Below are 21,978 nucleotides of genomic sequence, written 5' to 3'. Positions count from 1 at the left end.
TTCGATCGTCAGCGGCCGATCGCGGTATAGGTGAAACCTGCGGCCTCCACATCGGCGCGGCGATAGATATTGCGCAGATCGACCATGACCGGGCGAACCAGCAACTGCTTCAACCGCGGCAGGTCGAGCGCACGATAGGCATCCCATTCGGTCACGATCACCACCGCGTCGGCGCCGCGGGCCGCCGCATAGGGGTCGGCGACATAGTCGAGATCGGGCATGATCCGGCGCGCGGCGTCCATGCCTTCGGGATCGTGCGCGCGGACGGTGACGCCGGCATCGGCCAGCGCCTGGGCGATGGCGATGGCGGGGGCGTCGCGCATGTCGTCGGTATTGGGCTTGAAGGTCAGGCCGAGCAGCGCGACCGTCTTGCCGCGTACATCGCCCGCGCCGTCCTGCTCCAGGGCGTGCAGCACCTTGCGGCCCATCTTGCGCTTGCGGGCGTCGTTGACCTTCACCACCGCGTCGACGATCTGGATCGGGCTATCGAAATCCTCGGCGGTCTTGAGCAGCGCCAGCGTATCCTTGGGGAAGCAGGAGCCGCCATAGCCGGGACCGGCATGGAGGAACTTGCGGCCGATGCGATTGTCCAGGCCGATGCCGCGCGACACGTCCTGCACGTCCGCGCCCACCGCCTCGCACAGGTCGGCGATCTCGTTGATGAAGGTGATCTTGGTCGCCAGGAAGGCGTTGGCGGCATATTTGATCAGCTCGGACGTACGCCGGCCGGTGAACAGGATCGGCGATTCGTTGAGGTAGAGCGGGCGATAGATCGCCTGCATCACCGCGCGGGCGCGCGCGTCGTCGGTGCCGATGACGATGCGGTCGGGGCGCTTGAAGTCGCCGATCGCCGCGCCCTCGCGCAGGAATTCGGGATTGGAGACGACCGCCACGTCGATCTCCGCCCGCTCCTCGCGCAGGATGCGCTCGACCTCGTCGCCGGTGCCGACGGGCACGGTCGACTTGGTGACGACGACGGTCGGGCCGGTCACGGCGGCGGCGATCTCGCGCGTCGCGCCATAGACATAGGACAGATCGGCATGGCCGTCGCCGCGCCGCGACGGGGTGCCGACCGCGATGAACACCGCGTCCGCCCCGGCAACGGCGGCGGCGAGATCGGTGGTGAAGGTCAGCCGCCCGGCCTGGACATTGGCGGCGACGAGCTGGTCGAGGCCGGGTTCGTAGATCGGCATCCGACCGGCGTTCAGCGCGTCGATCTTGGCCTGATCCTTGTCGACGCAGATCACGTCATGGCCGAAATCGGACAGGCAGGCACCAGATACCAGGCCGACATAGCCGGAGCCGATCATCGTGATACGCATCGTCGCTCAAATTCCTTCTGGGGCCGACAGGCGGGACGGCGGCATCCCTAGGCGCATCGGCCACGACGCGCCACCGTCGCAATCGGTTTCAGGCCAGCGGATCGTGGCCCAGCCGGTCGAGCAGCATGGCATAGCGATGCTGGTCGAACGTGTCGGCGAACTTGGTGAAGATGCTCTTCTTCAGGAAAGGATAGCCGATCTCCACCAGCCCTTCCGGATTCTCGAGATAGTGGAAGGTCATGTCCTGGCGCGACACCGGGCCGAACAGGCTGCCGGCGGAATAATGGCGCGCCGCGACCCGCGCCATCCGCGTTTCCTGCAGATAGGCGACCGGGCTCTGCCCGTCGAAGGCGACGCGGTCCAGGAAGACGCTGCGCATCCGCCGCAGGAAGCGCCGGTCGGCCCCCCGGATGAAGAAGGCGAAGCTGTTGAAATGCGGCTCGACGCCATTGTTCGACAGGAAGCCGGTAAATGCCCAGGGCGCGGAGTCGATCAGCGGTACCAGCGGGTGGAAGGGGCCGAGCACGCTGTCGTTCATCACCAGCACGTCGACGGTGCCGAATGCGGCGACCAGCGCCTGCAACCCCAGCGTGTAGCCGGAAAAGTCGTAGCCGCTCAGTCCCTTGACGATCAGGCCATCGGGACCGAGCGCGGCATAGGCATCGCCCTGCGCGGCATCGCGGGCGGCCAGGACGACCAGCACCGCGAACCCCTCCGCCTGCAGCCGGGCGATGGTGAAGCGGTGGCCGGGATCGATGGGGCCGGGTTCGGGCTGGTAGCAGAACAGCACGGTCCAGCGCCGGCCGGGGCGCGGATGGAGGAAGACCTGGCGGTGATCGGGAAAACGCCGCGCCCGGCGAACGAACGCGGCGAATCGCCGGGCGCGCAAGGCCGGCGCGATCCGATCGGGCGCGAAGGGGATCAGGCGCGCGATCGGTCGGCTGGGCTCGGTCGGCGTGGCGGGCAGGGTGACGATCGTCGTCAAGCCGTCCGCCCGCCCGCCGGCCGAATCCCGCATCATCCGTTGACGGCGATCAGGATCGCGCGGCCATAGGCGGTCTTCTTCAGCCGCTCGCCGGCCTCGCGCGCCTGGTCGGCGGTGATGAAGCCCTGTTCGTAGGCGATTTCCTCCAGGCACGCGACCTGGATGCCCTGGCGATGCTGGATGGTGCGGACGAATTCCGACGCTTCCAGCAGCGAGTCGTGGGTGCCGGTGTCGAGCCAGGCATAGCCGCGGCCCATCTGCTCCACATACAGGTCGCCCGCCTCCATGTAGAGGCGGTTGAGATCGGTGATCTCCAGCTCGCCACGTGGGCTGGGCTTCAGGTCGCGGGCCATCTGCACGACGCGATTGTCGTAGAAGTACAGGCCGGTGACCGCGTGGTTCGACTTGGGCGCGGTGGGCTTTTCTTCCAGGCTGATCGCCTTGCCGTCCGCCGCCAGCTCGACCACGCCGTAGCGCTCGGGGTCCTCGACGCGGTAGCTGAACACCGTCGCGCCCTCGGTCCGCGCCACCGCGCTCGCCAGCAGGGTGGTGAGGTGCGCGCCGAAGAAGATGTTGTCGCCCAGCACCAGCGCGACATTGTCGTCGCCGATGAACTCCGCGCCGATGGTGAAGGCCTGCGCCAGGCCCTCGGGCCGGGGCTGCTCGGCATATTGGATCGTCAGCCCCCAATTGCCGCCGTCGCCGAACATCCGCTTGTAATTGTCCAGATATTCGGGGCTGGAGATGATCAATATGTCGCGGATGCCGGCCAGCATCAGCACCGACAACGGATAATAGATCATCGGCTTGTCATAGACCGGGAGCAGCTGCTTGTTGATCGCCAGCGTCGCCGGATGGAGACGGGTGCCGGAGCCACCCGCCAGAATGATGCCCTTCACGCCTTCGTCTCCACCTTGGGGGAACCCAGGAGCTGGTCGAGAATGTCGCCCAGCGCCGATTGCCACCCCTGGGGGTGGATGCCGTAATCCTGCTCGATCGCGCGGTGACTGAGCACCGAATTGGCCGGCCGCGCGGCCGGCGTCGGGAAGTCGGCGGTGGTGATCGCCTCCACCTGCGGCGACGGTCCGCCGCGCGTCGCCGCCTGACGGAAAATCTCCTCGGCAAAGCCGTGCCAGCTCGTCGGGCCGGCATTGGAGAAGTGATAGGTGCCGGTGGGAGCGGCCGGATCGTCGACCAGCCGCATCGTCATCGCGGCGAGCGCGGCGGCGAGGTCGGCGGCGGAGGTCGGGCTGCCCTGCTGGTCGGCGACGACGCGCAGCATCGGCCGCTCCGCGCCGACGCGCAGCATGGTCTTCACGAAGTTGTTGCCGTGCGCGCTCACCACCCAGGCGGTGCGGACGATCGCATGGCGTCGGCAGCCGGTGCGGACCGCCAACTCGCCGCCCAGCTTGGACGCGCCATAGACGCCGAGCGGGGCGACCGGATCATCGACCTCCCACGCGCCCTGCTTGTCGCCGGCGAAGACGTAATCGGTCGAGACATGGACGATCGGGATGCCCGCCGTCGTGCAGGCCGCCGCCAGCGCCGCCGGCGCCAGCGCATTGACCTGCCAGGCGGTGACGCTGTCGCTCTCCGCCTTGTCGACCGCCGTATAGGCACCGGCGCTGATCACCGCCGACCAGGGACGCTCCGCCACCTTGGCGGCGATCGCGACCGGGTCGGTCAGGTCGAGATCGGCGCGGGTCAGCGCTACGGCCTCCCAACCCTCGGGCCAGGCGAAGCGCGCCAGTTCGGTGCCGAGCTGGCCCGACCCGCCGGTGACCAGAACCGACTTCATGCAGACAGACCGCGGCGCTGGTCGGCTTGGCGCTCATTGACGATGCCCTGCCACCAGGCCTCATTGTCCAGATACCAGCGCACCGTCTTCTCGATGCCGGTCTCGAACGTCTCCTGCGGCTCCCAGCCCAGCTCGTCCTTGATGCGCGTCGCGTCGATCGCATAGCGCGCGTCATGGCCCGGCCGGTCGGCGACGAAGCCGATCTGGCTGGCATAGGACTGGCCATCGGCGCGCGGGCGCAGCCGGTCGAGGATCGTGCAGACCGTCTCGACGACCTCCAGGTTCTTCTTCTCGTTGTTGCCGCCGACATTATAGGTGCGGCCGACCGCGCCCCGCTCGAACACCGCCTGGAGCGCGCGGACGTGATCCTCGACATACAGCCAGTCGCGGACGTTCGCGCCCTTGCCGTAGACGGGCAGGGTCTCGCCCGCGAGCGCCTTCACGATCATCAACGGGATCAGCTTCTCGGGGAAGTGATAGGGGCCGTAGTTGTTCGAGCAGTTGGTGATCAGGACCGGCAGGCCATAGGTATGGCCCCAGGCGCTGACCAGATGGTCCGACCCCGCCTTCGACGCCGAATAGGGCGAGCGCGGGTCATAGGGCGTCTCTTCGGTGAACAACCCTTCGTCGCCCAGCGAGCCATAGACCTCGTCGGTCGAGATATGGTGGAAGCGGAAGGCGGCCTTGGCTTGCTCGTCCAGCCCCAGCCAATAGGCGCGCGCCTCGGACAGCATCACGAAGGTGCCGACCATATTGGTCTGGATGAAGGCGCCCGGACCGTCGATCGAGCGGTCGACATGGCTTTCGGCGGCCAGGTGCGTGATCACGTCGGGCCGGAACTCGGCGATCGCGGCGCGGACGGCGGCGGCGTCGCAGATGTCGCCCTGCACGAAGCGATAGCGTGGCGAATCAGATACCGAGTCGACCGTGGTCAGCGTGCCGGCATAGGTCAGCTTGTCGAAGTTCAGCACCTCATGCCCGCTGTTGGCGATGAGATTGCGGACCAGGGCCGAGCCGATGAAGCCGGCCCCGCCGGTGACGAAGATGCGCATGGGTGGTTGATCCTCAGGCGAGCGGCAGCAGGGGGCGGCCGTCATAGGCAAAGGGGCTGTCGAAATCGGCGAGCGAAGGCAGCTTTGCGTCCTTGGGCGACAGTTCGGGCCGGGCATCGGCGGGCATCGGCCAGTCGATGCCGACGCTGTCCCAGCGCACGCCGCCGTCGCATTCGGGCGCATAGAGGTCGGACACCTTGTAGCTGACCTCGCAATCGGCCTCCAGCGTCAGGAAGCCGTGGGCGAAGCCGATCGGCACGAACAGCTGATGGCCGTTCTCCGCCGACAGCGTCGCGCCGACCCACTGGCCATAGGTGGGCGAATCGCGCCGCACGTCGACCGCCACGTCGAAGATGCTGCCGCGGATGCAGCGGACCAGCTTGTCCTGACCGTGCGGCGGAGTCTGGAAATGCAGGCCGCGCAGCGTGAAGGCGGGGGCCGACAGCGAATGATTGTCTTGGACGAACCGACAGGTGATGCCGCGCGCGTCGAACGTCTTTTCGCTATAGACTTCGGTGAACCACCCACGGGCGTCACCGTGGCGGCGGGGTTCGATCAACTGCACGGGATTTTCACTCATGTGCCGCTGGATAGAGGCTTGCTGTCGTTACGGCAACGTATTGCGGCATCGCGGCAATGGATTGCCCCGGTTCGGCACGGTAGGGGCCTGATCATGGAAAGATCGTCTGTCGCCTCTTCGCTCCTGATCGCTGCCGCTTTGCTGCTGTCACCGGTCCCCGCCGCCGCGCAGATGTCGGAGGGGAGTCTGGAGGCGTTGCGGAGCGTCGACCTGCGATTGGCGACGATCGCCTATCGACTGACCACCGCCAATGCGCCGCTCTGCCGGGATCTCCAGCCGACGCCGGGCTGGGCACTGCACGCCGTGGACCAATATGATGCTGCGACCCGCCCGGCGGCGCGCAAGGTGTTCGGTTTCGCCGCGCCCGTCGCGGTCGAGGCGGTGGTCGCACAGGGGCCGGCTGCGCGCACCGGCATCGCGCTGGACGATGCGCTGGTCGCGATCGCCGGTGCGCCGCTATCCGGGCCGGGCAAGGGCCAGGGCAGCGCGACCCGCGATGCCGCGCTCGCCCGGATCGCGGCGCAGCCCGCGGACCAAGCCCTGTCCGTCACCATCCGCCACCAGGGCGCGGACCGGACGGTGACCATCCCGGCCAGCCCCGGCTGCCGCTCGGCATTCGAGGTCCTGCTCGGCCCCGGCATGGCCGCCACCTCGGACGGGCGGACGGTGCAGGTCGCCGTGCGCTTCTTCGAACGCTATGACGACGAGCAGGTAGCGGTGATCGTCGCGCACGAACTGGCGCACACCATCCTGCGCCATCGCGCCCGGCTGGAGGCGGCGGGCGTCAAATGGGGCCTGTTCTCCGAATTGGGACGCAACGGCCGGCTGTTCCGGCGGACCGAGGAGGAGGCCGACCGGCTTGGCGCGGTGCTGATGCGCAATGCCGGCTATGATCCCGAGGCGGCGCCGCGCTTCTGGCGCGAGCATGGCGGCGACGTGGATGGCGGCCTGTTCCGCAGCCGGACGCACCCATCATCCAGTGCGCGCGCCACGCTCATCCAGGCCGAGCTGGATGCCATCCCCAAGGATGCGGGCCCGGTCTATCGGCCGCCCCTGCTCGACAGCCGCGACACGCCGCTGAACTGAGGCGGGATCAGCGGCGGCCGCTATTGTAATCCTTGATCCCGCGCAGACGCCGCTTGCGCGCGGCGCGCTTGCGCGCGGTGACGATCCAGATCACGCCGCCGATCAGGACAATCGCCGCGAGCAGGACATAAGCAATGAGTTCGCGAGATTCCAACGGTCGGTCCACCATGTTTCAATCCCGCGCCAATTACAGGCGCGCGGCGTGACATTCAATGAACGCGGGTTAGTTCTAAGCCCTGGTTTTCAGATCGGGCGCCAGTCCCAACCGAGCGGATCGCCGTCCATCACCTCGACCCCGGCCGTGACCAGCGCGTCGCGGATCGCGTCCGACCGCTCGAAGTCCTTGGCCGCCCGTGCCTCTTTCCGCTCGGCGAGCCGCGCGGCGATGGCGTCCGCCTCGATCGTCGCGGTCGCCGGGCGCACGCGCAGGTCGGCGCGGGTGAGGCGCGCCAGGTCCAGCCCCAGCACCGCATCGAACGCCGTCAGCGCCGCGATCCGGTCCTGCGGGGCGAGCCGCTTTTCGCCGAGCATCGCGTCGAGCACCGGCAGCGCACGCGCGGTGTTGAGGTCGTCGGACACTGCCGCGTCGAGCTGTGCGACATAGCTGTCGGCATCGCCCTTGGACGGCGTGGCGGGGCGGGCGCGCAGCCCCTCGACCGCCTGGACCCAGCGCTTCAGCCGCGTCTGCGCCGCCGCCAGCCCGTCCCAGGAAAACTCCATTTCCGACCGGTAATGCGCCTGCAGGCACATCAGGCGATAGGCGAGCGGGTGATAGCCGCGATCGACCAGCGTCTGGAGCCGGGTGAAGTCGCCCGACGACTTGGACATCTTGGCGTCCCGCTCGACCAGCCAGTTGTTGTGCAGCCAATAGGCCGCGCCGGGATCGGCGGTGCAGCCATGCGCCTGGTTCTGCGCGATCTCGTTGGGATGGTGGATCTCGCGATGGTCGATGCCGCCGGTATGGATGTCGAAGCGCGCGCCCAGATAGCGCTTGCTCATCACCGAACATTCCAGGTGCCAGCCGGGCGCGCCGCGTCCCCAGGGCGAATCCCATTCCATCTGCCGGTTCTCGCCCGGCGCCGAGGTGCGCCAGATCGCGAAGTCGGCGGCGTTGCGCTTGCCCGCCACCTCGCCGATCCGGCTCTCGCCCGGCTGCTGCTCGACCGCATGGCCGGCGAGGCGGCCGTAATCGGGCACGGTCGTCACGTCGAAATACAGGCCGTCCGGCAGGCGGTAGCAATGCTTGGCCTCGATCGCCCGGCCCCATTCGATCATCTCCGCGACATGATCGGTGGCGAGCGGGAAATGCGTCGGCGGCCGGATATGGAGGGCGTCGAGATTCTGCTTGAAGACGTCCGTATAATAGGCCGCGATCGCCCAGATATCGCGCCCGGCGCGCTTCGCTGCCGCCTCCATCTTGTCGTCGCCGGCATCGGCGTCGGAGGTCAGATGGCCGACATCGGTGATGTTGATGACATGGGTCAACCGCCAGCCCTTCCATGTCAGCACCCGCGACAGCGTGTCGGTGAAGACATAGGCGCGCAGGTTTCCGATATGGGCGTAATTGTAGACGGTCGGCCCGCAGGAATAGACGCGCACGTTCGAGGGATCGATCGGCACGAAGGTCTCGGCCGAGCGCGACAGGCTGTTGAAGAGCGTGAGCGGCGTCATAGGCCGTGCGCCTTAGCGTCGCCGGTGGCGAATCGCCAAGGGGGCGTTCGCCGGGTGGCGGCGGCTTGATCTGCATCGCGTAGAAAAAGCGTGATTAAGCAATGGCTTGGCTGGGTATTCATGCGTTCGCTGGCGGAACCGAGGATTTGCAACCACCAGGAGAAGTTCGCCCATGGCCACGCATCGGGACACGCTCCAGCATCTGTTCGTCACCGGGCTGATGAACCTCCACGCCGTGGAGAAGCAGGCGCTGTCGATCATCACGCCGCAGGCTGCGCGGCTGGAACATTATCCCGAGGTCGCGGACCGGCTGCGCCTCCATATCGACGAGACCCATGCGCAGATCGCGCGACTCGACGAACTGCTCGCCGGTCTCGATACCGGCGGCTCGTTCCTGAAGGACGCGGCGCTCAGCCTGTCGGGCGGCATGGCGGCGATGATGCACAGCGTCGCGGGCGACGAGATCCTGAAGAACAGCTTCGCCAACTACGCCTTCGAGCATTTCGAGATTGCGGCCTATCGCGCGTCGCTGGTGCTGGCGGAGGATGGCGGCTTCACCCAGGCGACCGGGTTGCTCCAACAGTCGCTACGTGAAGAGGAGAGCATGGCGCAGTGGATTGGCGAATCGCTGCCGGCGGTGACGCGCCGCTATGCTTCGCTTTATGCGGAACAGGGTGCGGCCCAAGCGAAGATGTGATATTGGCGGTCATCCGGTCGTCTCCAGAACCCGGCCGGATACCCCTTCCGGGCTTGCTAAACGGGACTCATATTGGTAGGCGGGCCTATTCCACGGCGCGAACTGAGTTCGTGCCGCGTTCGTTATTGACCGGAGTTCATAGGTTCCCATGCAGATCATCGTTCGCGACAACAATGTCGACCAGGCCCTTCGCGCGCTCAAGAAGAAGCTGCAGCGCGAGGGCGTGTATCGCGAGATGAAGCTGCGTCGTCACTATGAGAAGCCGTCGGAAAAGCGTGCACGCGAGCGTGCGGCGGCGGTGCGTCGCGCGCGCAAGCTGGAGCGCAAGCGCGCGGAGCGTGACGGCGCGCGGTAATCGGTTGCCGGCCGGGCGGGCCTTTCCGTTCGGTCGTTTTCGGATACGCCTATGATTCGGCGAGGTCCGGCGCCTGCGGGCGGACGGACCCCGCGACCGGGAAGTTGCTGATATGTCCAGTGTTACCGCCGTTCCGTTGCAGCCGGTCAAGCGCAGCTACATCGTGTATCTGTGTGTCGGGATCGCGCTCGCGCTGATCGCGGCGGTGGCGCTGGCGGTGCAGGGCGACGATTTCCTCACCCGCAACGCCCGTGCGCGCGGCGTGGTGACGACGGCATCCGGTCTCCAGTACAAGGTGCTGACCCCGGGCAAGCCCGGCGCGGCCAAGCCGACCGACGCCGATGTCGCGCTCATCAACTATGAGGGCAAGCTGCTCGACGGCACGACCTTCGACAAGTCGCAGCAACCGACGCCGATGCCCGTCGGCTCCGTGGTGCCCGGCTTCTCCGAAGCGCTGAAGCTGATGCCCAAGGGGGCGAAGTACCGGGTCTGGATCAAGCCGTCGCTGGGCTATGGCGAGCGCCAGGTTGGGCCGATCCCGCCCAACTCGACCCTGGTGTTCGACATCGACCTGCTCGACTTCCTGCCCGAGGCGCAGCTCCGCCAGATGCAGATGATGCAACAGATGCAGCAGCAGGGCGGGATGCCCGGCGGCGCGATGCCGGGAGCACCCGGCGGTCGCTGATCCGGGGCGAACCGCGACGATGATGATGAGACGGGCGGCCTGCGGGTCGCCCGTTCTCGTTTGGGGATATTGATAGGCTGGGGTGCCCGCTCCAGGACTGCGCACGGCGCTAAGCCGATCCCTGCTCGCGCCGTTCGTCTGGTCGCAAGCGTAGGATGAGGCGATCCGGCCGCCCGCCCCTTAGCGCGTGTCGAGTACCCAGCGCTCACCGTCTTCCAGCCCGATCGCGGTTAGCACGCCCGACTGATAGGCGCCGGTGTCGATGCCGATCCGGTGCGCGCGCATCTCCGGCGCTTCGGTGACGGTGTGGCCATGGACGATCATCTTCTCCAGCGGCCTGGGATAGTCCAGGAACGGATCGCGTATCCAGCGCAGGTCGGCGGGCCGCTGGTCCTCCAGCGCGACCTCCGGCCGGATGCCGGCATGGACGAAGAGATAGTCGCCGATCGCGATCATATCCTCGAAACCATCGACGAAGTCGCGATGCGCGGCCGGGACCAGTCGCTGCATGGCCGCGAGCAGCTCGGCATAGTCGAGGCGGTTATACTCCTCCTCGCTCATGCCATAGCTCTGGATCGTCTCACGCCCGCCGATCCGGCAGAACAGGCGCAAGGCCTTGTCGTCGCCGTCGAGCGCCTTGACGAAGATCTCCTCATGATTGCCCTTGAGGATGCGGAGCCGCATATCGGGCTGCTCGAACTGTCGCAGCCGCTCCAGCACGGCCGCCGACTCGGGGCCGCGATCGACCAGGTCTCCCAGGAAGATCAGCGTGGTATCGGCCGGCTTACGCGTCGCCCGGTCGGCGGCGATCGCCGCCAGGAGCGTGTCGACCAGCGACAGGCAGCCATGGACGTCGCCGATGGCATAGACCCGCTCCCCCGGCGGCAGGGCGAAGGACGGGGTGGTGGATCGACGCGCGTTGAGGAACTTGCGGAACATGCTCGGCTTGCCGTGGAAAGGCGGGGCTATAGGCGCTTGTGCGTCGAGCGGCAATCACGCCGCCACGTCCGCCGCGATTCGCGCCGCCGCCCGGCCGTCGCCATAGGGACTGTGCGCGCGGGCCATCGCGGCATAGGCGGCGGGATCGTCGAGAAGGTGGGCGACCTCCGTCACGATCCGGTCGGGGTCGGTGCCGACCAGCCGGGCGGTGCCGGCCGCCACGCCTTCCGGACGTTCGGTGGTGTCCCGCAGGACCAGCACCGGCTTGCCGAGTGCGGGTGCTTCCTCCTGCACCCCGCCCGAGTCGGTCAGCACGAGGGTGCAGGCCTGCATCGCCCGGACGAAACAGGGATAGTCCAGCGCCGGCACGGTAACGATCGCCGGATGCCCCGCCAGGATCGGGTCGATCACAAGGCGGATCGCGGGATTGGCATGGAGCGGCAGCAGCACGCCCACGTCGCCGCGCGCGACGATCCGCAGCAACGCCCGCGCGACGCGGACCAGGCCGCCGTCCCAATTCTCCCGCCGGTGCATGGTCACCAGGATCATCCGCCGCCGCGCCATCCTCGCCAGCACCGGGTCCAGGCCATGGGCCAGGCCGGGCTTCGTCGCCAGCCGCTCCGCCATCCAATGCAGCGCATCGATGACGGTATTCCCGGTGACCCGGATCGTGGCGGGATCGACGCCGTTGCGCCTCAGCGCCTCTGCGGCGGCCCGGGTCGGGGCCCAATGCCGATCGGCCAGTTGCGCGATGATGCGGCGATGGCCTTCCTCGGGCCAGGGCTGGTGGAGGTCGCCCGATCGCAGCCCGGCCTCGACATGGCCGATGGGGATGCGACGGTGATGCGCGGCGAGCGCGGTCGCCATCGCGGTGCTGGTGTCGCCCTGCACGACCACCCGATCGGGCGCGAGCTCGTCCAATACGCCGCCGACCGATTCGATCAGCCGCGTCGTCAGCCGGTCGAGCGACTGGCCGGGCGCGCCGACCGACAGGCGGATGTCCGGCACCAGCCCGACGAGGGAGAGGATATGGTCCAGCATCGCGCCATGCTGTCCCGTCACGCAGCATCGCGACGCGACGCCTGGCGCGTTCGCCAGGGCGTGAGCGACCGGGAACAGCTTGATCGCCTCGGGTCGGGTGCCGAACACCAGCAATGGTTTCCGCAAGGCCATCACATCCATTCCGGAGCAATTGATAACATGGATCAATAATATGACTTGTTTGCAGCGGAAGCGAGGGGCGGATAGAGGCGGCGGTATAATCCTGGCTTATGGCGGGACGCATCGGTTCGACCGGCCTTATCCTGCCCATCCCGTTCTGGAGACGTGAAGTGACGATCAAGCGCGTACGAAAGGCGGTTTTCCCGGTCGCCGGCCTGGGCACCCGCTTCCTGCCCGCCACCAAGGCGATGCCCAAGGAGATGCTGACCGTCGTCGACAAGCCGCTGATCCAATATGCGGTCGAGGAAGCACTGGAGGCGGGGATCGATCAGATCATCTTCGTGACCGGCCGCGGCAAGGGCGCGCTGGAGGATCATTTCGACGTTTCCTACGAACTGGAAGCGACGATGAAGGCCCGCGGCAAGTCGATGGCGCTGATCGAGGGCATTCGGCAGCAGCCGGGCAGCCCCGTCTATGTCCGCCAGCAGGAGCCGCTGGGCCTGGGCCATGCGGTGTGGTGCGCGCGCGAAATCGTCGGCGACGAACCCTTCGCGGTGCTGCTGCCCGACGAACTGATGGTCGGCGGCTTCCTGAAGCAGATGGTCGGCGCCTATGAGCAGGTCGGCGGCAATGTCATCGGCGCGCTGGAGGTGCCGGACAGCGAGACCGACAAATACGGCATCATCTCGCCCGGCAAGACCGACGGCCGGCTGACCGAAGTGGTCGCCCTGGTCGAGAAGCCCAAGGGCAAGGCCCCGTCCAACCTGATGATTCCGGGCCGCTACATCCTCCAGCCCGAGGTGATGCAGATCCTCGACGCGCAGGAGCCGGGCGCGGGGGGCGAGATCCAGCTGACCGACGCCATGGCCAAGCTGATCGGCCGCCAGCCCTTCCACGGCTTCACCTTCGACGGCACCCGCTATGACTGCGGCGACAAGACGGGCTATGCGCAGGCCAATCTGGCGCTGGCGCTGGCGCGTCCGGAGATCGGTCCGGCGCTGCGCGATTTCGCCCGCACGCTGCTGGGATGAGCCGCGTCCTGATCACCGGCGCGGCCGGCTTCATTGGCTATCACGTCGCCGATCGGCTGGCGGCGCGTGGCGACCGGGTGATCGGGATCGATGATTTCAACGCCTATTACGACCCGCGCCTGAAACGGGCGCGGGTCGCGGACTTGGCCGCCCGGCATGGCGATCGGGTCACGATGCTGCCGGTCGACTTCGCCGACGACCGGGCGCTGGACGCGGCGCTGGCCGGGCATGCGTTCGACCGGATCGTGCATCTCGGCGCGCAGCCGGGCGTACGCTATTCGATCGACCATCCCATGGCCTATGCCCGCGCCAACCTGGTCGGGCATCTGGCCATGCTGGAACTGGGGCGGCAGCGCGCCGTCCGGCATCTGGTCTACGCCTCCTCCTCCTCGGTCTACGGCGGCAACACCAGCCTGCCCTTCCGGGTCGGGGACGCGGTCGACCATCCCGTCTCGCTCTATGCCGCGACCAAGAAGGCGGACGAGCTGATGACGGAGAGCTATGCGCATCTCTACCGGCTGCCGGCGACGGGATTGCGCTTCTTCACCGTCTATGGCCCCTGGGGGCGGCCGGACATGGCGGTGTGGCTGTTCACCCAGGCGATCCTGGCCGGCCGACCGATCCGGGTCTTCAACGACGGACGGATGCGGCGCGACTTCACCTATATCGACGATATCGTCGCCGGCGTGGTGGCGGCGCTCGATCGCCCGCCCGCCGATGACGGCGTGGCCAAGCCAGGCGGTTCGATCGCGCCCCACGCGCTCTACAATCTGGGCAATCACCGGGCGGAGCCGCTCGGCCGGCTGATCGACTTGGTCGAGGCGGCGTGCGGCGTGCCGGCGATCCGCGACCTTCAGCCGATGCAGCCGGGGGATGTGCCCGCCACCTATGCCGACATCACCGATGCCGCCCGCGATCTCGGTTTCGCGCCGGCGACCGGTATCGATATCGGCGTACCGAAGTTCGTGCGCTGGTACCGGGATTATGCCGGCGTCTGAACGCCGCCACAGGTCGTGCAACCGGGATCCTTGGGCAGGCGGAGCGAGCGGAAGCGCAGGCTGAGCAGGTCGGCGAGCAGGATGCTGCCCGCCGGATCGTCGCCGAAGGGCACGATGGCGCGAATCACCTCCAGCGCGGCGAGGCTGCCGATCACGCCGGTCACCGGTCCCAGGATGCCGGCATCGGCGCAGGAGCGACCCGGCCGTTCCGGTGAGTCGCCGACGAAGCAGCGATAGCAGGGGCGCTCCGCCTCCCAGCCGCGATAGGTGGCGAGTTGCCCCTCGAACTGGTCGACCGCGGCGGAGACCAGGGGGATGCGCGCCGCGTGGCAGGCATCCGCGACCAGCAGCCGGGTGGCGAAATTGTCGCAGCCGTCCAGCACCACGTCCGCCCCGGCGATCGTCGCCGCGACGTTCGTCGTATCGAGGCGCAGGCGACGCGGCAGCACGTCGACATGCGGATTGATCGCGCGCGCGCGCGCCGCGCCGACCGCCGCCTTGGCATAGCCGCGATCGTCGGTGGCGAAGATCGTCTGGCGCTGGAGATTGGACAGGTCGACGATGTCGTCGTCGATCGCGACGATCCGGCCAATGCCCGCCGCAGCGAGATATTGCAGGGCAGGGGAGCCGATGCCACCGACCCCGACCAGGGCGACGGTCGCCTGGCGGAGTGTCATTTGCCCGCTGCCGCCGATCGCATGCAGTACGATGTGGCGGGCGTAGCGTTGCAGTTCCATGTCGGACAACATGGTTCGGCTATACGCCTCTGAGGCCGGGTCGCAAATGCCGGCGGATGTTTGCGATGCGACGGACGACAGGCAAAAAAATAGCGGCCCGAAGACCGCTATTTTCCGAAACTGTAGCCTAGGCTCAGTTGCTGTCCGAGTTGTCGTCGCTGTCGGCAACGATCACGATGCCCGCGACAACAGCCGCCGCTGCCAGAACGGCAACGATCACGCCGCCACCGGCCAGCTCGTTCTTCTTGCCGGAAACCGAAGCGGCGCGAGCCGACTTGGCCACCGACAGGCTCGCTGCCGGGTTCGCCGGAGCGGCAACGGCCGGAGCAACCGCCATCGTGGCGGCCGCGGCGGCCATGAGATACTTCCCAAGACGCATGTTGAACTCCCTTTGTGTTCGTCAGACGCCCTGCCACATTATGTGTGGAAGAACAACCGACAAGCTTCCTCGACCACGAGAACTTCCGCGACCGATGCGGCATTGCAACAGGGTCACAGGCCGCCATTGCCCTGTAGACCAGCAAGCCTGTCGAGTGGAAGACGGGATTTGCAGGTAAAAGTCGGCTCGCCTTTGTTCCGAGGCGATCCGCCCCGCGTCACCAGCGATAGATGGGGGTCAGCGTGTACCAGCCGGGTGACGGAGATGTCGGCGCGCCGGCCGAGCGACGCGTGGCCGACAGCAGCAGGCCCACCGTATATTGTTCGACAGATGGGCAGTCGATCGCCTGGGGAGTGATCTGGCGGACCGTCCCTCCTGGCCCCACCAGGATGGCGACCGGCACGGCCAGCGTCCGGGCGGTGGCCGGCGTGCGCGAGCAATGTCCGTCGCGGACCTGCGCCCGGACATAGGCAACCGCCTCGACCGGCATGGCGATGTCCACCGGGAAGACGGGGAGCGCGGCCCAGTCCGGTGGTGGTGCGACCGGCGATCCCGTCGCCAGCGCCTGCGCCAGGAGCAGGGCGGTCAGCATCGCAGCCCGGTCGAACCGAAGCCGCCATCGCCCCGTGCCGTCTCGTCCAGCGCGTCGCATTCGACCAGCGTCGCGCGTTGGACGATGGCGGGCACCAGCTGGGCGATCCGGTCGCCGATCGCGATCGGGAAAGGCGTGTCGCCCAGATTGGCGAGAATCACCTTCACCTCGCCGCGATAATCCGAATCGATCGTCCCCGGCGTGTTGAGGCAGGTGATGCCATGCTTGAGCGCCAGGCCCGAGCGGGGGCGGACCTGCACCTCATAGCCCTCGGGAATGGCGAGCGCGAAACCGGTGGCGACGGCGTGGCGCCCGCCCGGTGCGAGCAGCAGCGATTCGGCCGCGACCACGTCCATGCCCGCTGCCCCGGCGGTGGCATAGGCGGGCAGCGGCAGGCCGGCGCCATGGGGCAGCCGGCGGATGGCGATCGGCAAGGGGGCAGAGGGGACGGCAGGGGCGGTCATGATCCCTCCCTTAGCCGCTCGGCGATACGGAATGCGAGTCGACGGGCGACCTCCGCCTTGCCGGCGCGGGGCCAATCCTCGACCCCGGCGGGGGTCACGAGATGCACCGCATTCGAATCACCGCCCATCACGTCGCCGGACACGTCATTGGCGACGATCCAGTCGCAGCCCTTGCGGGCCAGCTTGGCGCGGGCGTGGTCGACGACCGATTCGGTCTCCGCGGCGAAACCGACGACCAGCGCCGGGCGATTCGGCGCGTGCGAAAGCGTCGCCAGGATGTCGGGATTCTCGCGCAGTTCCAGCGCGGGGGGTGTCGCGCCCTTCTTCACCTTCTGCAGAGCCGGCGCGACATGCCAGTCGGCGACCGCGGCGACCATCACCGCCGCATCCGCCGGCAGCGCCGCCGCGACCGAATCGGCCATCTGGCGCGCGGTCTCGACATCGTGCCGGTCGACGCCGGGTGGCGTCGGCAGCGTCACCGGCCCCGCGACCAACGTCACCCGCGCGCCCAGCCCGGCCAGCGCACCGGCGATGGCGAAGCCCTGTTTGCCCGAAGATCGGTTGGCGAGGTAGCGGACCGGATCGATCGGCTCATGCGTGGGACCGGCGGTGACCAGGACATGGCGACCGGCAAGCGGCCCGTCCCCGGACGGGGGCGGTCGCAGGGCCGCCTCGATCGCCGCCAGGATCGCCACCGGCTCGGGCAGGCGGCCGGGGCCATATTCGCCGCACGCCATGTCGCCCGAATCGGGTTCCAGCACGGTCACGCCATCGTCGCGCAACCGGGCGACGTTGCGCTGCGTGGCGGGATGCAGCCACATTCGCACGTTCATCGCCGGCACTGCCAGCACCGGGGCGTCGGTGGCGAGCAACAGGGTCGTCGCCAGATCATTTGCCTGCCCCGCGGCCATGCGCGCCATCAGGTCGGCGGTGGCGGGCGCGACGACGATCAGGTCGGCCTCGCGGCTGAGCTGGATATGGCCCATCTCCGCCTCGTCCTTCAGGTTCCAAAGACTGGTATAGACCTGATCGCCCGACAGGGCGGCGAGCGTCATCGGCGTGACGAAATGGCTGCCCCCCTCGGTCAGCACGCACCGGACGGCATGGCCGGCGCGGCGCACCAGGCGGATCAGCTCGCACGCCTTGTAGGCGGCGATGCCACCGCCGACGATCAGCAGGACGCGTGTCATCGGACCACCCTTTTCACCGTGATGCGCCGTCCGTCCAGTGCCGCCAGCACCAGGTCGCGCAGGCCGTCGACCGCGAAGACCAGTCCGGCGAATGCCAGCGGCGCGGCGATCGCCGCCGCCTCGACCTGCCCGATCCGCGCGGTCAGGGCCAGCATCGTCGCATAGAGGATGAGGATCGCCGCCATGCGTTCGGCCAGGGGATCGGCGAGCGCCGTCCAGCCGAACATGGCGAGCAGCATCAGCAGCGCCGCCGGTCCGCCCGGCAGGCCGGTCGCCGCCATCGCCTGCGCCAAGGCCCGGATCGCATAGGCCGGGCCGGGATGGCTCCATCCGCCCGTGGCCGCCAGGTCGGAGTCGCGCAGCAATCGCGCCACCGCCTGCGCGTGGACGCCGAGCACCACCATGAACAGCCCCAGCGCCAGCGCCCAGCCGATCGCCTCGCGCCGGTCGCCGTCGCGCCATGCCATCACCGCCATCAGCAGCAAGGCGGGCGCGGCCGTCTCGCAGAGCAAGGCGGCGGCGAGGGCAAGCGCGCTGGCCTCGATCCAGCGGCCATGTCGACGGACCAGCACGGCCAGGGCCAGGAGCAGGCCCGCCCACACCTCCGGCAGCAGCGCCAGCGCCATCGGGCCGGCGGGGGCCCGGCCGGCGATGAGCATCGCGACCAGGAGCAGTGCGGCCACCCTGCGCCGGCCCAGCCAGGGACGCAACCGCATCCAGGCGGCCACGCCCACCGCCACGGCCAGCAGCATCAGCATGGCCGCGAACAGGCGCGGCGGCACGGCGGCGGCGACGATCGGTAGCGTCGGCAGCGCGAAACGGGTGAAGGGGCGGAGCGGCAGGCCGGCGTCGCGCCGCGCGTCGGCGGCGACCGGGTAGTAGGCCCCGCCATAGCGGATATTCTCGACGATGGTGGAGGCCAGCGCGACGTCGCCGTCATCGCCGGGCTGGGGCGGTTCCATCCCCGGCCGGCCGAGCAGCAACAGCGCCGCCAGGGCGAGCAGCGCCAGCAGGACCTGCGCATGTCGCTGCGCCAGACCCGCATAACGGGTCGGTCCCGACAGGAGCAGCGGAGGAGCCGCGCGCCGCATCGCCGTCCTAGTGCAGCACCGCCAGCGTCGCGGCGACCCCGGCCGCCGCCGCCAGTGCGGCGGTGATGGCATAGCGCCAGCCGCCGCCGATGCGCACCACCTCGATCTCGCGCAGGGGCGGCGCGGGGGGCTCGCCGCCGGGCGCGGGGAACCGCGCCTCGATCCGCCGCACCAGCTCGGGCACGCCGGCCAGCGTGCGCAGGTCGAGGATCAGCCGGTCGGCGATCGCCGCCTCCGGCCCCAATTCGGTGCGGATCCATTCGCGCACGAAGGGCGCGGCCGATTCCCACAGGTTGATGTCGGGGTCGAGGCTGGTCGCCACGCCCTCCACCATCACCATCGTCTTCTGGAGCAGCAGCAGGTGCGGCTGGGTCACCATGTCGAAATCGCGGGTGATCGAGAACAGGCCGTCGAGCATCATGCCGATCGACATGTCCTTGACCGGCAGGCCGCGCATCGGCTCGCCCACCGCGCGCAGCGCCGTGGCGAACTCGGCGACATTGTGATGGGCCGGGACATAGCCCGCCTCGAAATGGATTTCCGCGACGCGCTTGTAGTTGCCGGTGATCAGCCCGTAGAGGATTTCCGCCAGCCAGACGCGCGCGCGCCGGTCGATCCGGCCCATGATGCCGAAATCGATCGCGGCGATCTTATTGCCGGGCAGGGCGAACAGATTGCCCTGGTGCATGTCGGCATGGAAGAACCCCTCCGCGATCGCCTGGCGCAGGAAGGCGCGGACGAGCGTCTCGGCCAGCCGGGGCAGGTCGTAGCCGGCGGCGACCAGCGCCGCCCGGTCGGACAGCTTGATGCCGTCGATCCATTCGACCGTCAGCACCTTGGCGGTGGATCGCTGCCAGTCGATGGCGGGGACGACGAAGTCCGGCTCCGCCGTCATCGCCTCGGCCAGTTCGGAGGCGGAGGCCGCCTCGCGCCGGAAGTTGAGCTCGCGCAGCGTCCAGCGGCGGAAATTCTCGATCGTCAGGCGCGGCCGCAGCCGGCGCGCCTCGACGCTCAGGCTTTCGATCTGCGCCGCCGCCCATTGATAGGTGTCGATGGCGCGGGCGAAATCCTCCTCGACGCCGGGGCGCAGCACCTTGACCGCGACCTGTCGCCCGTCGGTGGTGACGGCGCGGTGGACCTGCGCGATCGAGGCGGCGCCGACCGGGGTCTGCTCGATCCGCGCGAACAGCGTGGCCGGGTCGCGGCCCAGGCCGGTCCGGATCGCGGCGTGGATCGTCTCATAGGGGACGGCAGGGAGTTGGTCCTGCAACCGCAACAGGTCGTGCGCCGCATCCTCCCCGACCAGGTCGGGGCGGGTGGCGAGCGTCTGGCCCAATTTGATCGCGGCCGGGCCGATGTCCTGAAACGCATCGGCATAGCGCGGCCGGGCGGGCAGGCGCGCGCCGAACCGCGCGATCCGCGCCAGCCGGCGGACGGGGGCGGGGGTGTTGGGGTCGCGCTCGATCCCGCGCAGCGCACCGTGCCGCGCGAGGATCCGGCCCCATTTCAGGACGCGCCAGCCATGGACGATCGAAGAGGTCACGAGGGCGTCAGATCTTCCAGCCGGAATGGATGGCGACCAGGCCGCCCATGATCGGCTCGACCCGCGTGTTCACGAAGCCGGCCTCGCCGATCATCGCCTCGAAACGCGGCATGGGCGGGAAGCGGCGGATCGATTCGACCAGATATTTATAGCTGTCGGCATCGCCCGCCAGCATCTGCCCCAGCTTGGGCACCAGGCGATGCGAATAGGCGTCGTAGATGTCGGCGAAGCCCGGCCACTCGACGGTCGAGAATTCCAGGCAGAAGAAGCGCCCGCCGCGTCGCAGCACCCGATGCGCCTCACGCAGGGCCTTGGGGATATCGGTCACGTTCCGGATGCCGAAGGCGATCGTATAGGCGTCGAAGAAACGGTCGGGGAAGGTCAGCACCTCGGCATTCGCCTCGGTCCAGACCAGCCCGTCGATGCCACGCTTCTGCGCGCGCGCCATGCCGACGTCCAGCATCGCCGGATTGATGTCGGCGACGGTGATCGACGCGCCGCTTTCCGCCAGGCGGAAGGCGATGTCGCCGGTGCCACCCGCCATGTCGAGGATCTGCTCGCCGCGCCGCGGCTTCACCCGGCGGACGAAGCGATCCTTCCACAGGCGATGCATGCCGCCCGACATGGCATCGTTCATCAGGTCGTAGTTTTTCGCGACGCTGGCGAACACGCCACCGACCCGGCGGGTCTTTTCCTCGGGAGCGACGTCTTCGTAGCCGAAGGAGACTGTATCGGTCATGCCACCGCCCTAGCGGGCGCTTGTGGCAGGGGCAAACGCTACCTAGCTGATCGGCGTGCCAGAACTTCCCGAAGTCGAGACCACCGTGCGTGGCCTCACCCCCGTCCTTGCCGGGCAGCGGCTGCGCCTGGTCGAGCCGCGCCGCGCCGATCTGCGCAAGGCGATCCCCCTCGACCTGCGCCAGCGGATGCAGGGGGCGGTGGTCACCACGCTCGGCCGGCGCGCCAAATATGGGCTGGTCGAGACCGATCGCGGCGACACGATGATCTTCCACCTGGGCATGTCTGGGCGATGGCGGGTCGATCCGGCCGAGTCGCTGGCGCACGACCATCTGCTGATCGAGACGGAGGCGGGGCGGCGGCTGGCGCTGAACGATCCCCGGCGATTCGGCTTCATCGACCTGCTGCCGACCGCCGAACTCGAGTCGTATCCGGCCTTCCTCGCCATGGGGCCGGAGCCGCTGGGGCCGGACCTCAGCGCCGACTATCTGGTGCGGGCGCTGGCGGGGCGGTCGGCGCCGATCAAGGCGATGCTGCTCGACCAGCGGATCGTCGCGGGACTCGGCAACATCTATGTATGCGAGGCGCTGCACATGGCGCGAATCGCCCCGTCGCGCGAGGCCGGGCGGATCGCGCTGCCGCGACTCGAGCGGCTGGTGACGGCGATCCGGGAGGTCCTCGAATCGGCGATCGCGGCGGGGGGATCGACCTTGCGCGACTTCGCCGCCCCGGACGGCGAGCTTGGCTATTTTTCCAAGCAGTTCCTGGTCTATGGCCGCGAGGACGAACCCTGTGCCTGTGGCGGGCCGGTGCGGCGGCGAACCGAATCGGGACGCTCGACCTTCTGGTGCCCGCGCTGCCAGCGCGGCTGACCCAATCGGGGG

25 protein-coding genes are annotated in these 21,978 nt (G+C 68.5%); 7 read left to right on the top strand and 18 right to left on the bottom strand.

What is annotated here, in order from left to right:
• Positions 1-8 precede the first annotated feature (8 nt).
• From BRX43_RS03040 to rfbC, 6 genes are all read right to left on the bottom strand, one after another.
• Positions 9-1,322, bottom strand: a complete 1,314-nt coding sequence (locus BRX43_RS03040; RefSeq protein ID WP_125993357.1) for a UDP-glucose/GDP-mannose dehydrogenase family protein — start codon at positions 1,320-1,322, stop codon at positions 9-11.
• Positions 1,323-1,410: 88 nt separating this feature from the next.
• Positions 1,411-2,340, bottom strand: coding sequence for a hypothetical protein (locus BRX43_RS03035; RefSeq protein ID WP_206433079.1), 930 nt, complete (start codon positions 2,338-2,340; stop codon positions 1,411-1,413).
• Entirely contained in the window at positions 2,340-3,206 is an 867-nt protein-coding gene (gene rfbA, locus BRX43_RS03030) for a glucose-1-phosphate thymidylyltransferase RfbA (RefSeq protein WP_125993355.1), read from the bottom strand. Before rfbA ends, BRX43_RS03035 begins: the two co-directional genes overlap by 1 nt.
• Positions 3,203-4,105, bottom strand: coding sequence for a dTDP-4-dehydrorhamnose reductase (gene rfbD, locus BRX43_RS03025; protein ID WP_125993354.1), 903 nt, complete (start codon positions 4,103-4,105; stop codon positions 3,203-3,205). Before rfbD ends, rfbA begins: the two co-directional genes overlap by 4 nt.
• Positions 4,102-5,157 (bottom strand): dTDP-glucose 4,6-dehydratase, encoded by a 1,056-nt coding sequence (gene rfbB, locus BRX43_RS03020; protein ID WP_125993353.1) that lies wholly within the window; start codon positions 5,155-5,157, stop codon positions 4,102-4,104. Before rfbB ends, rfbD begins: the two co-directional genes overlap by 4 nt.
• Before the next feature lie 13 nt (positions 5,158-5,170).
• Complete coding sequence (rfbC, locus tag BRX43_RS03015; RefSeq protein WP_125993352.1) at positions 5,171-5,737, bottom strand: dTDP-4-dehydrorhamnose 3,5-epimerase; 567 nt, start codon at positions 5,735-5,737, stop codon at positions 5,171-5,173.
• A 93-nt stretch (positions 5,738-5,830) separates the two neighbouring features.
• On the opposite strand from rfbC, the gene BRX43_RS03010 reads away from it, so the two are divergent.
• Complete coding sequence (locus tag BRX43_RS03010) at positions 5,831-6,823, top strand: M48 family metallopeptidase (RefSeq protein ID WP_125993351.1); 993 nt, start codon at positions 5,831-5,833, stop codon at positions 6,821-6,823.
• A 7-nt stretch (positions 6,824-6,830) separates the two neighbouring features.
• Here the strand turns inward: BRX43_RS03010 and BRX43_RS20160 are convergent, their stop codons facing one another.
• Together BRX43_RS20160 and cysS are read right to left on the bottom strand one after the other, a co-directional pair.
• Entirely contained in the window at positions 6,831-6,977 is a 147-nt protein-coding gene (locus BRX43_RS20160) for a hypothetical protein (protein ID WP_164523505.1), read from the bottom strand.
• 89 nt (positions 6,978-7,066) lie between these two features.
• A complete protein-coding gene (gene cysS / locus BRX43_RS03005) occupies positions 7,067-8,494 on the bottom strand; it encodes a cysteine--tRNA ligase (RefSeq protein WP_125993350.1) in 1,428 nt (475 codons plus the stop codon).
• A 172-nt stretch (positions 8,495-8,666) separates the two neighbouring features.
• On the opposite strand from cysS, the gene BRX43_RS03000 reads away from it, so the two are divergent.
• The 3 genes from BRX43_RS03000 (at position 8,667) to BRX43_RS02990 (ending at position 10,231) form a co-directional block, all read left to right on the top strand.
• Positions 8,667-9,191, top strand: a complete 525-nt coding sequence (locus tag BRX43_RS03000) for a ferritin-like domain-containing protein (RefSeq protein ID WP_125993349.1) — start codon at positions 8,667-8,669, stop codon at positions 9,189-9,191.
• Positions 9,192-9,339: 148 nt separating this feature from the next.
• Entirely contained in the window at positions 9,340-9,546 is a 207-nt protein-coding gene (gene rpsU, locus BRX43_RS02995; RefSeq protein WP_007404630.1) for a 30S ribosomal protein S21, read from the top strand.
• 112 nt (positions 9,547-9,658) lie between these two features.
• Entirely contained in the window at positions 9,659-10,231 is a 573-nt protein-coding gene (locus BRX43_RS02990) for an FKBP-type peptidyl-prolyl cis-trans isomerase (RefSeq protein ID WP_125993348.1), read from the top strand.
• Positions 10,232-10,411: 180 nt separating this feature from the next.
• Here the strand turns inward: BRX43_RS02990 and BRX43_RS02985 are convergent, their stop codons facing one another.
• The gene (locus BRX43_RS02985) at positions 10,412-11,170 is read right to left on the bottom strand and encodes a metallophosphoesterase family protein (RefSeq protein WP_125993347.1); all 759 of its coding nucleotides are present in this window, start codon (positions 11,168-11,170) and stop codon (positions 10,412-10,414) included.
• A gap of 54 nt (positions 11,171-11,224) precedes the next feature.
• Positions 11,225-12,343: a UDP-N-acetylglucosamine 2-epimerase (non-hydrolyzing) gene (gene wecB / locus BRX43_RS02980; RefSeq protein ID WP_125993346.1), complete on the bottom strand. Its 1,119-nt coding sequence runs from the start codon at positions 12,341-12,343 to the stop codon at positions 11,225-11,227.
• A gap of 158 nt (positions 12,344-12,501) precedes the next feature.
• On the opposite strand from wecB, the gene galU reads away from it, so the two are divergent.
• Both galU and BRX43_RS02970 read left to right on the top strand, forming a co-directional pair.
• Entirely contained in the window at positions 12,502-13,362 is an 861-nt protein-coding gene (gene galU / locus BRX43_RS02975) for a UTP--glucose-1-phosphate uridylyltransferase GalU (RefSeq protein ID WP_125993345.1), read from the top strand.
• Positions 13,359-14,360, top strand: a complete 1,002-nt coding sequence (locus BRX43_RS02970) for an NAD-dependent epimerase/dehydratase family protein (RefSeq protein ID WP_125993344.1) — start codon at positions 13,359-13,361, stop codon at positions 14,358-14,360. The genes galU and BRX43_RS02970 overlap by 4 nt, the downstream gene beginning before the upstream one ends.
• On the opposite strand, the gene moeB is transcribed toward BRX43_RS02970, so the two are convergent.
• The 8 genes from moeB to BRX43_RS02930 all read right to left on the bottom strand — a co-directional run bounded on the left by moeB (position 14,345) and on the right by BRX43_RS02930 (position 21,095).
• Positions 14,345-15,109 carry a molybdopterin-synthase adenylyltransferase MoeB gene (moeB, locus tag BRX43_RS02965; RefSeq protein ID WP_125993343.1) on the bottom strand — a complete coding sequence of 255 codons (765 nt, stop codon included), beginning with the start codon at positions 15,107-15,109 and terminating at the stop codon, positions 14,345-14,347. The two genes, BRX43_RS02970 and moeB, sit on opposite strands and share 16 nt — an antisense overlap.
• A 121-nt stretch (positions 15,110-15,230) precedes the next feature.
• On the bottom strand, positions 15,231-15,476 hold the full coding sequence (locus BRX43_RS02960; protein ID WP_241214726.1) for a hypothetical protein: 246 nt from the start codon (positions 15,474-15,476) through the stop codon (positions 15,231-15,233).
• 217 nt (positions 15,477-15,693) lie between these two features.
• Complete coding sequence (locus BRX43_RS02955) at positions 15,694-16,068, bottom strand: hypothetical protein (RefSeq protein WP_125993341.1); 375 nt, start codon at positions 16,066-16,068, stop codon at positions 15,694-15,696.
• Positions 16,062-16,532 (bottom strand): dUTP diphosphatase, encoded by a 471-nt coding sequence (dut, locus tag BRX43_RS02950; RefSeq protein ID WP_125993340.1) that lies wholly within the window; start codon positions 16,530-16,532, stop codon positions 16,062-16,064. Before dut ends, BRX43_RS02955 begins: the two co-directional genes overlap by 7 nt.
• Complete coding sequence (gene coaBC / locus BRX43_RS02945; RefSeq protein WP_125993339.1) at positions 16,529-17,722, bottom strand: bifunctional phosphopantothenoylcysteine decarboxylase/phosphopantothenate--cysteine ligase CoaBC; 1,194 nt, start codon at positions 17,720-17,722, stop codon at positions 16,529-16,531. The genes dut and coaBC overlap by 4 nt, the downstream gene beginning before the upstream one ends.
• On the bottom strand, positions 17,719-18,813 hold the full coding sequence (locus BRX43_RS02940) for a hypothetical protein (RefSeq protein ID WP_125993338.1): 1,095 nt from the start codon (positions 18,811-18,813) through the stop codon (positions 17,719-17,721). The genes coaBC and BRX43_RS02940 overlap by 4 nt, the downstream gene beginning before the upstream one ends.
• A gap of 7 nt (positions 18,814-18,820) precedes the next feature.
• Complete coding sequence (ubiB, locus tag BRX43_RS02935; RefSeq protein WP_125993337.1) at positions 18,821-20,356, bottom strand: 2-polyprenylphenol 6-hydroxylase; 1,536 nt, start codon at positions 20,354-20,356, stop codon at positions 18,821-18,823.
• A 7-nt stretch (positions 20,357-20,363) separates the two neighbouring features.
• Entirely contained in the window at positions 20,364-21,095 is a 732-nt protein-coding gene (locus BRX43_RS02930; protein WP_125993336.1) for a class I SAM-dependent methyltransferase, read from the bottom strand.
• A gap of 55 nt (positions 21,096-21,150) precedes the next feature.
• On the opposite strand from BRX43_RS02930, the gene mutM reads away from it, so the two are divergent.
• The gene (gene mutM, locus BRX43_RS02925; protein WP_125993335.1) at positions 21,151-21,966 is read left to right on the top strand and encodes a bifunctional DNA-formamidopyrimidine glycosylase/DNA-(apurinic or apyrimidinic site) lyase; all 816 of its coding nucleotides are present in this window, start codon (positions 21,151-21,153) and stop codon (positions 21,964-21,966) included.
• The last annotated feature ends 12 nt before the right edge of the window (positions 21,967-21,978 follow it).

It is taken from the genome of Sphingomonas sp. S-NIH.Pt15_0812 (assembly GCF_003951315.1).
Taxonomy (GTDB): domain Bacteria; phylum Pseudomonadota; class Alphaproteobacteria; order Sphingomonadales; family Sphingomonadaceae; genus Sphingomonas.
This window is presented reverse-complemented; position numbering and strand designations above follow the sequence as displayed.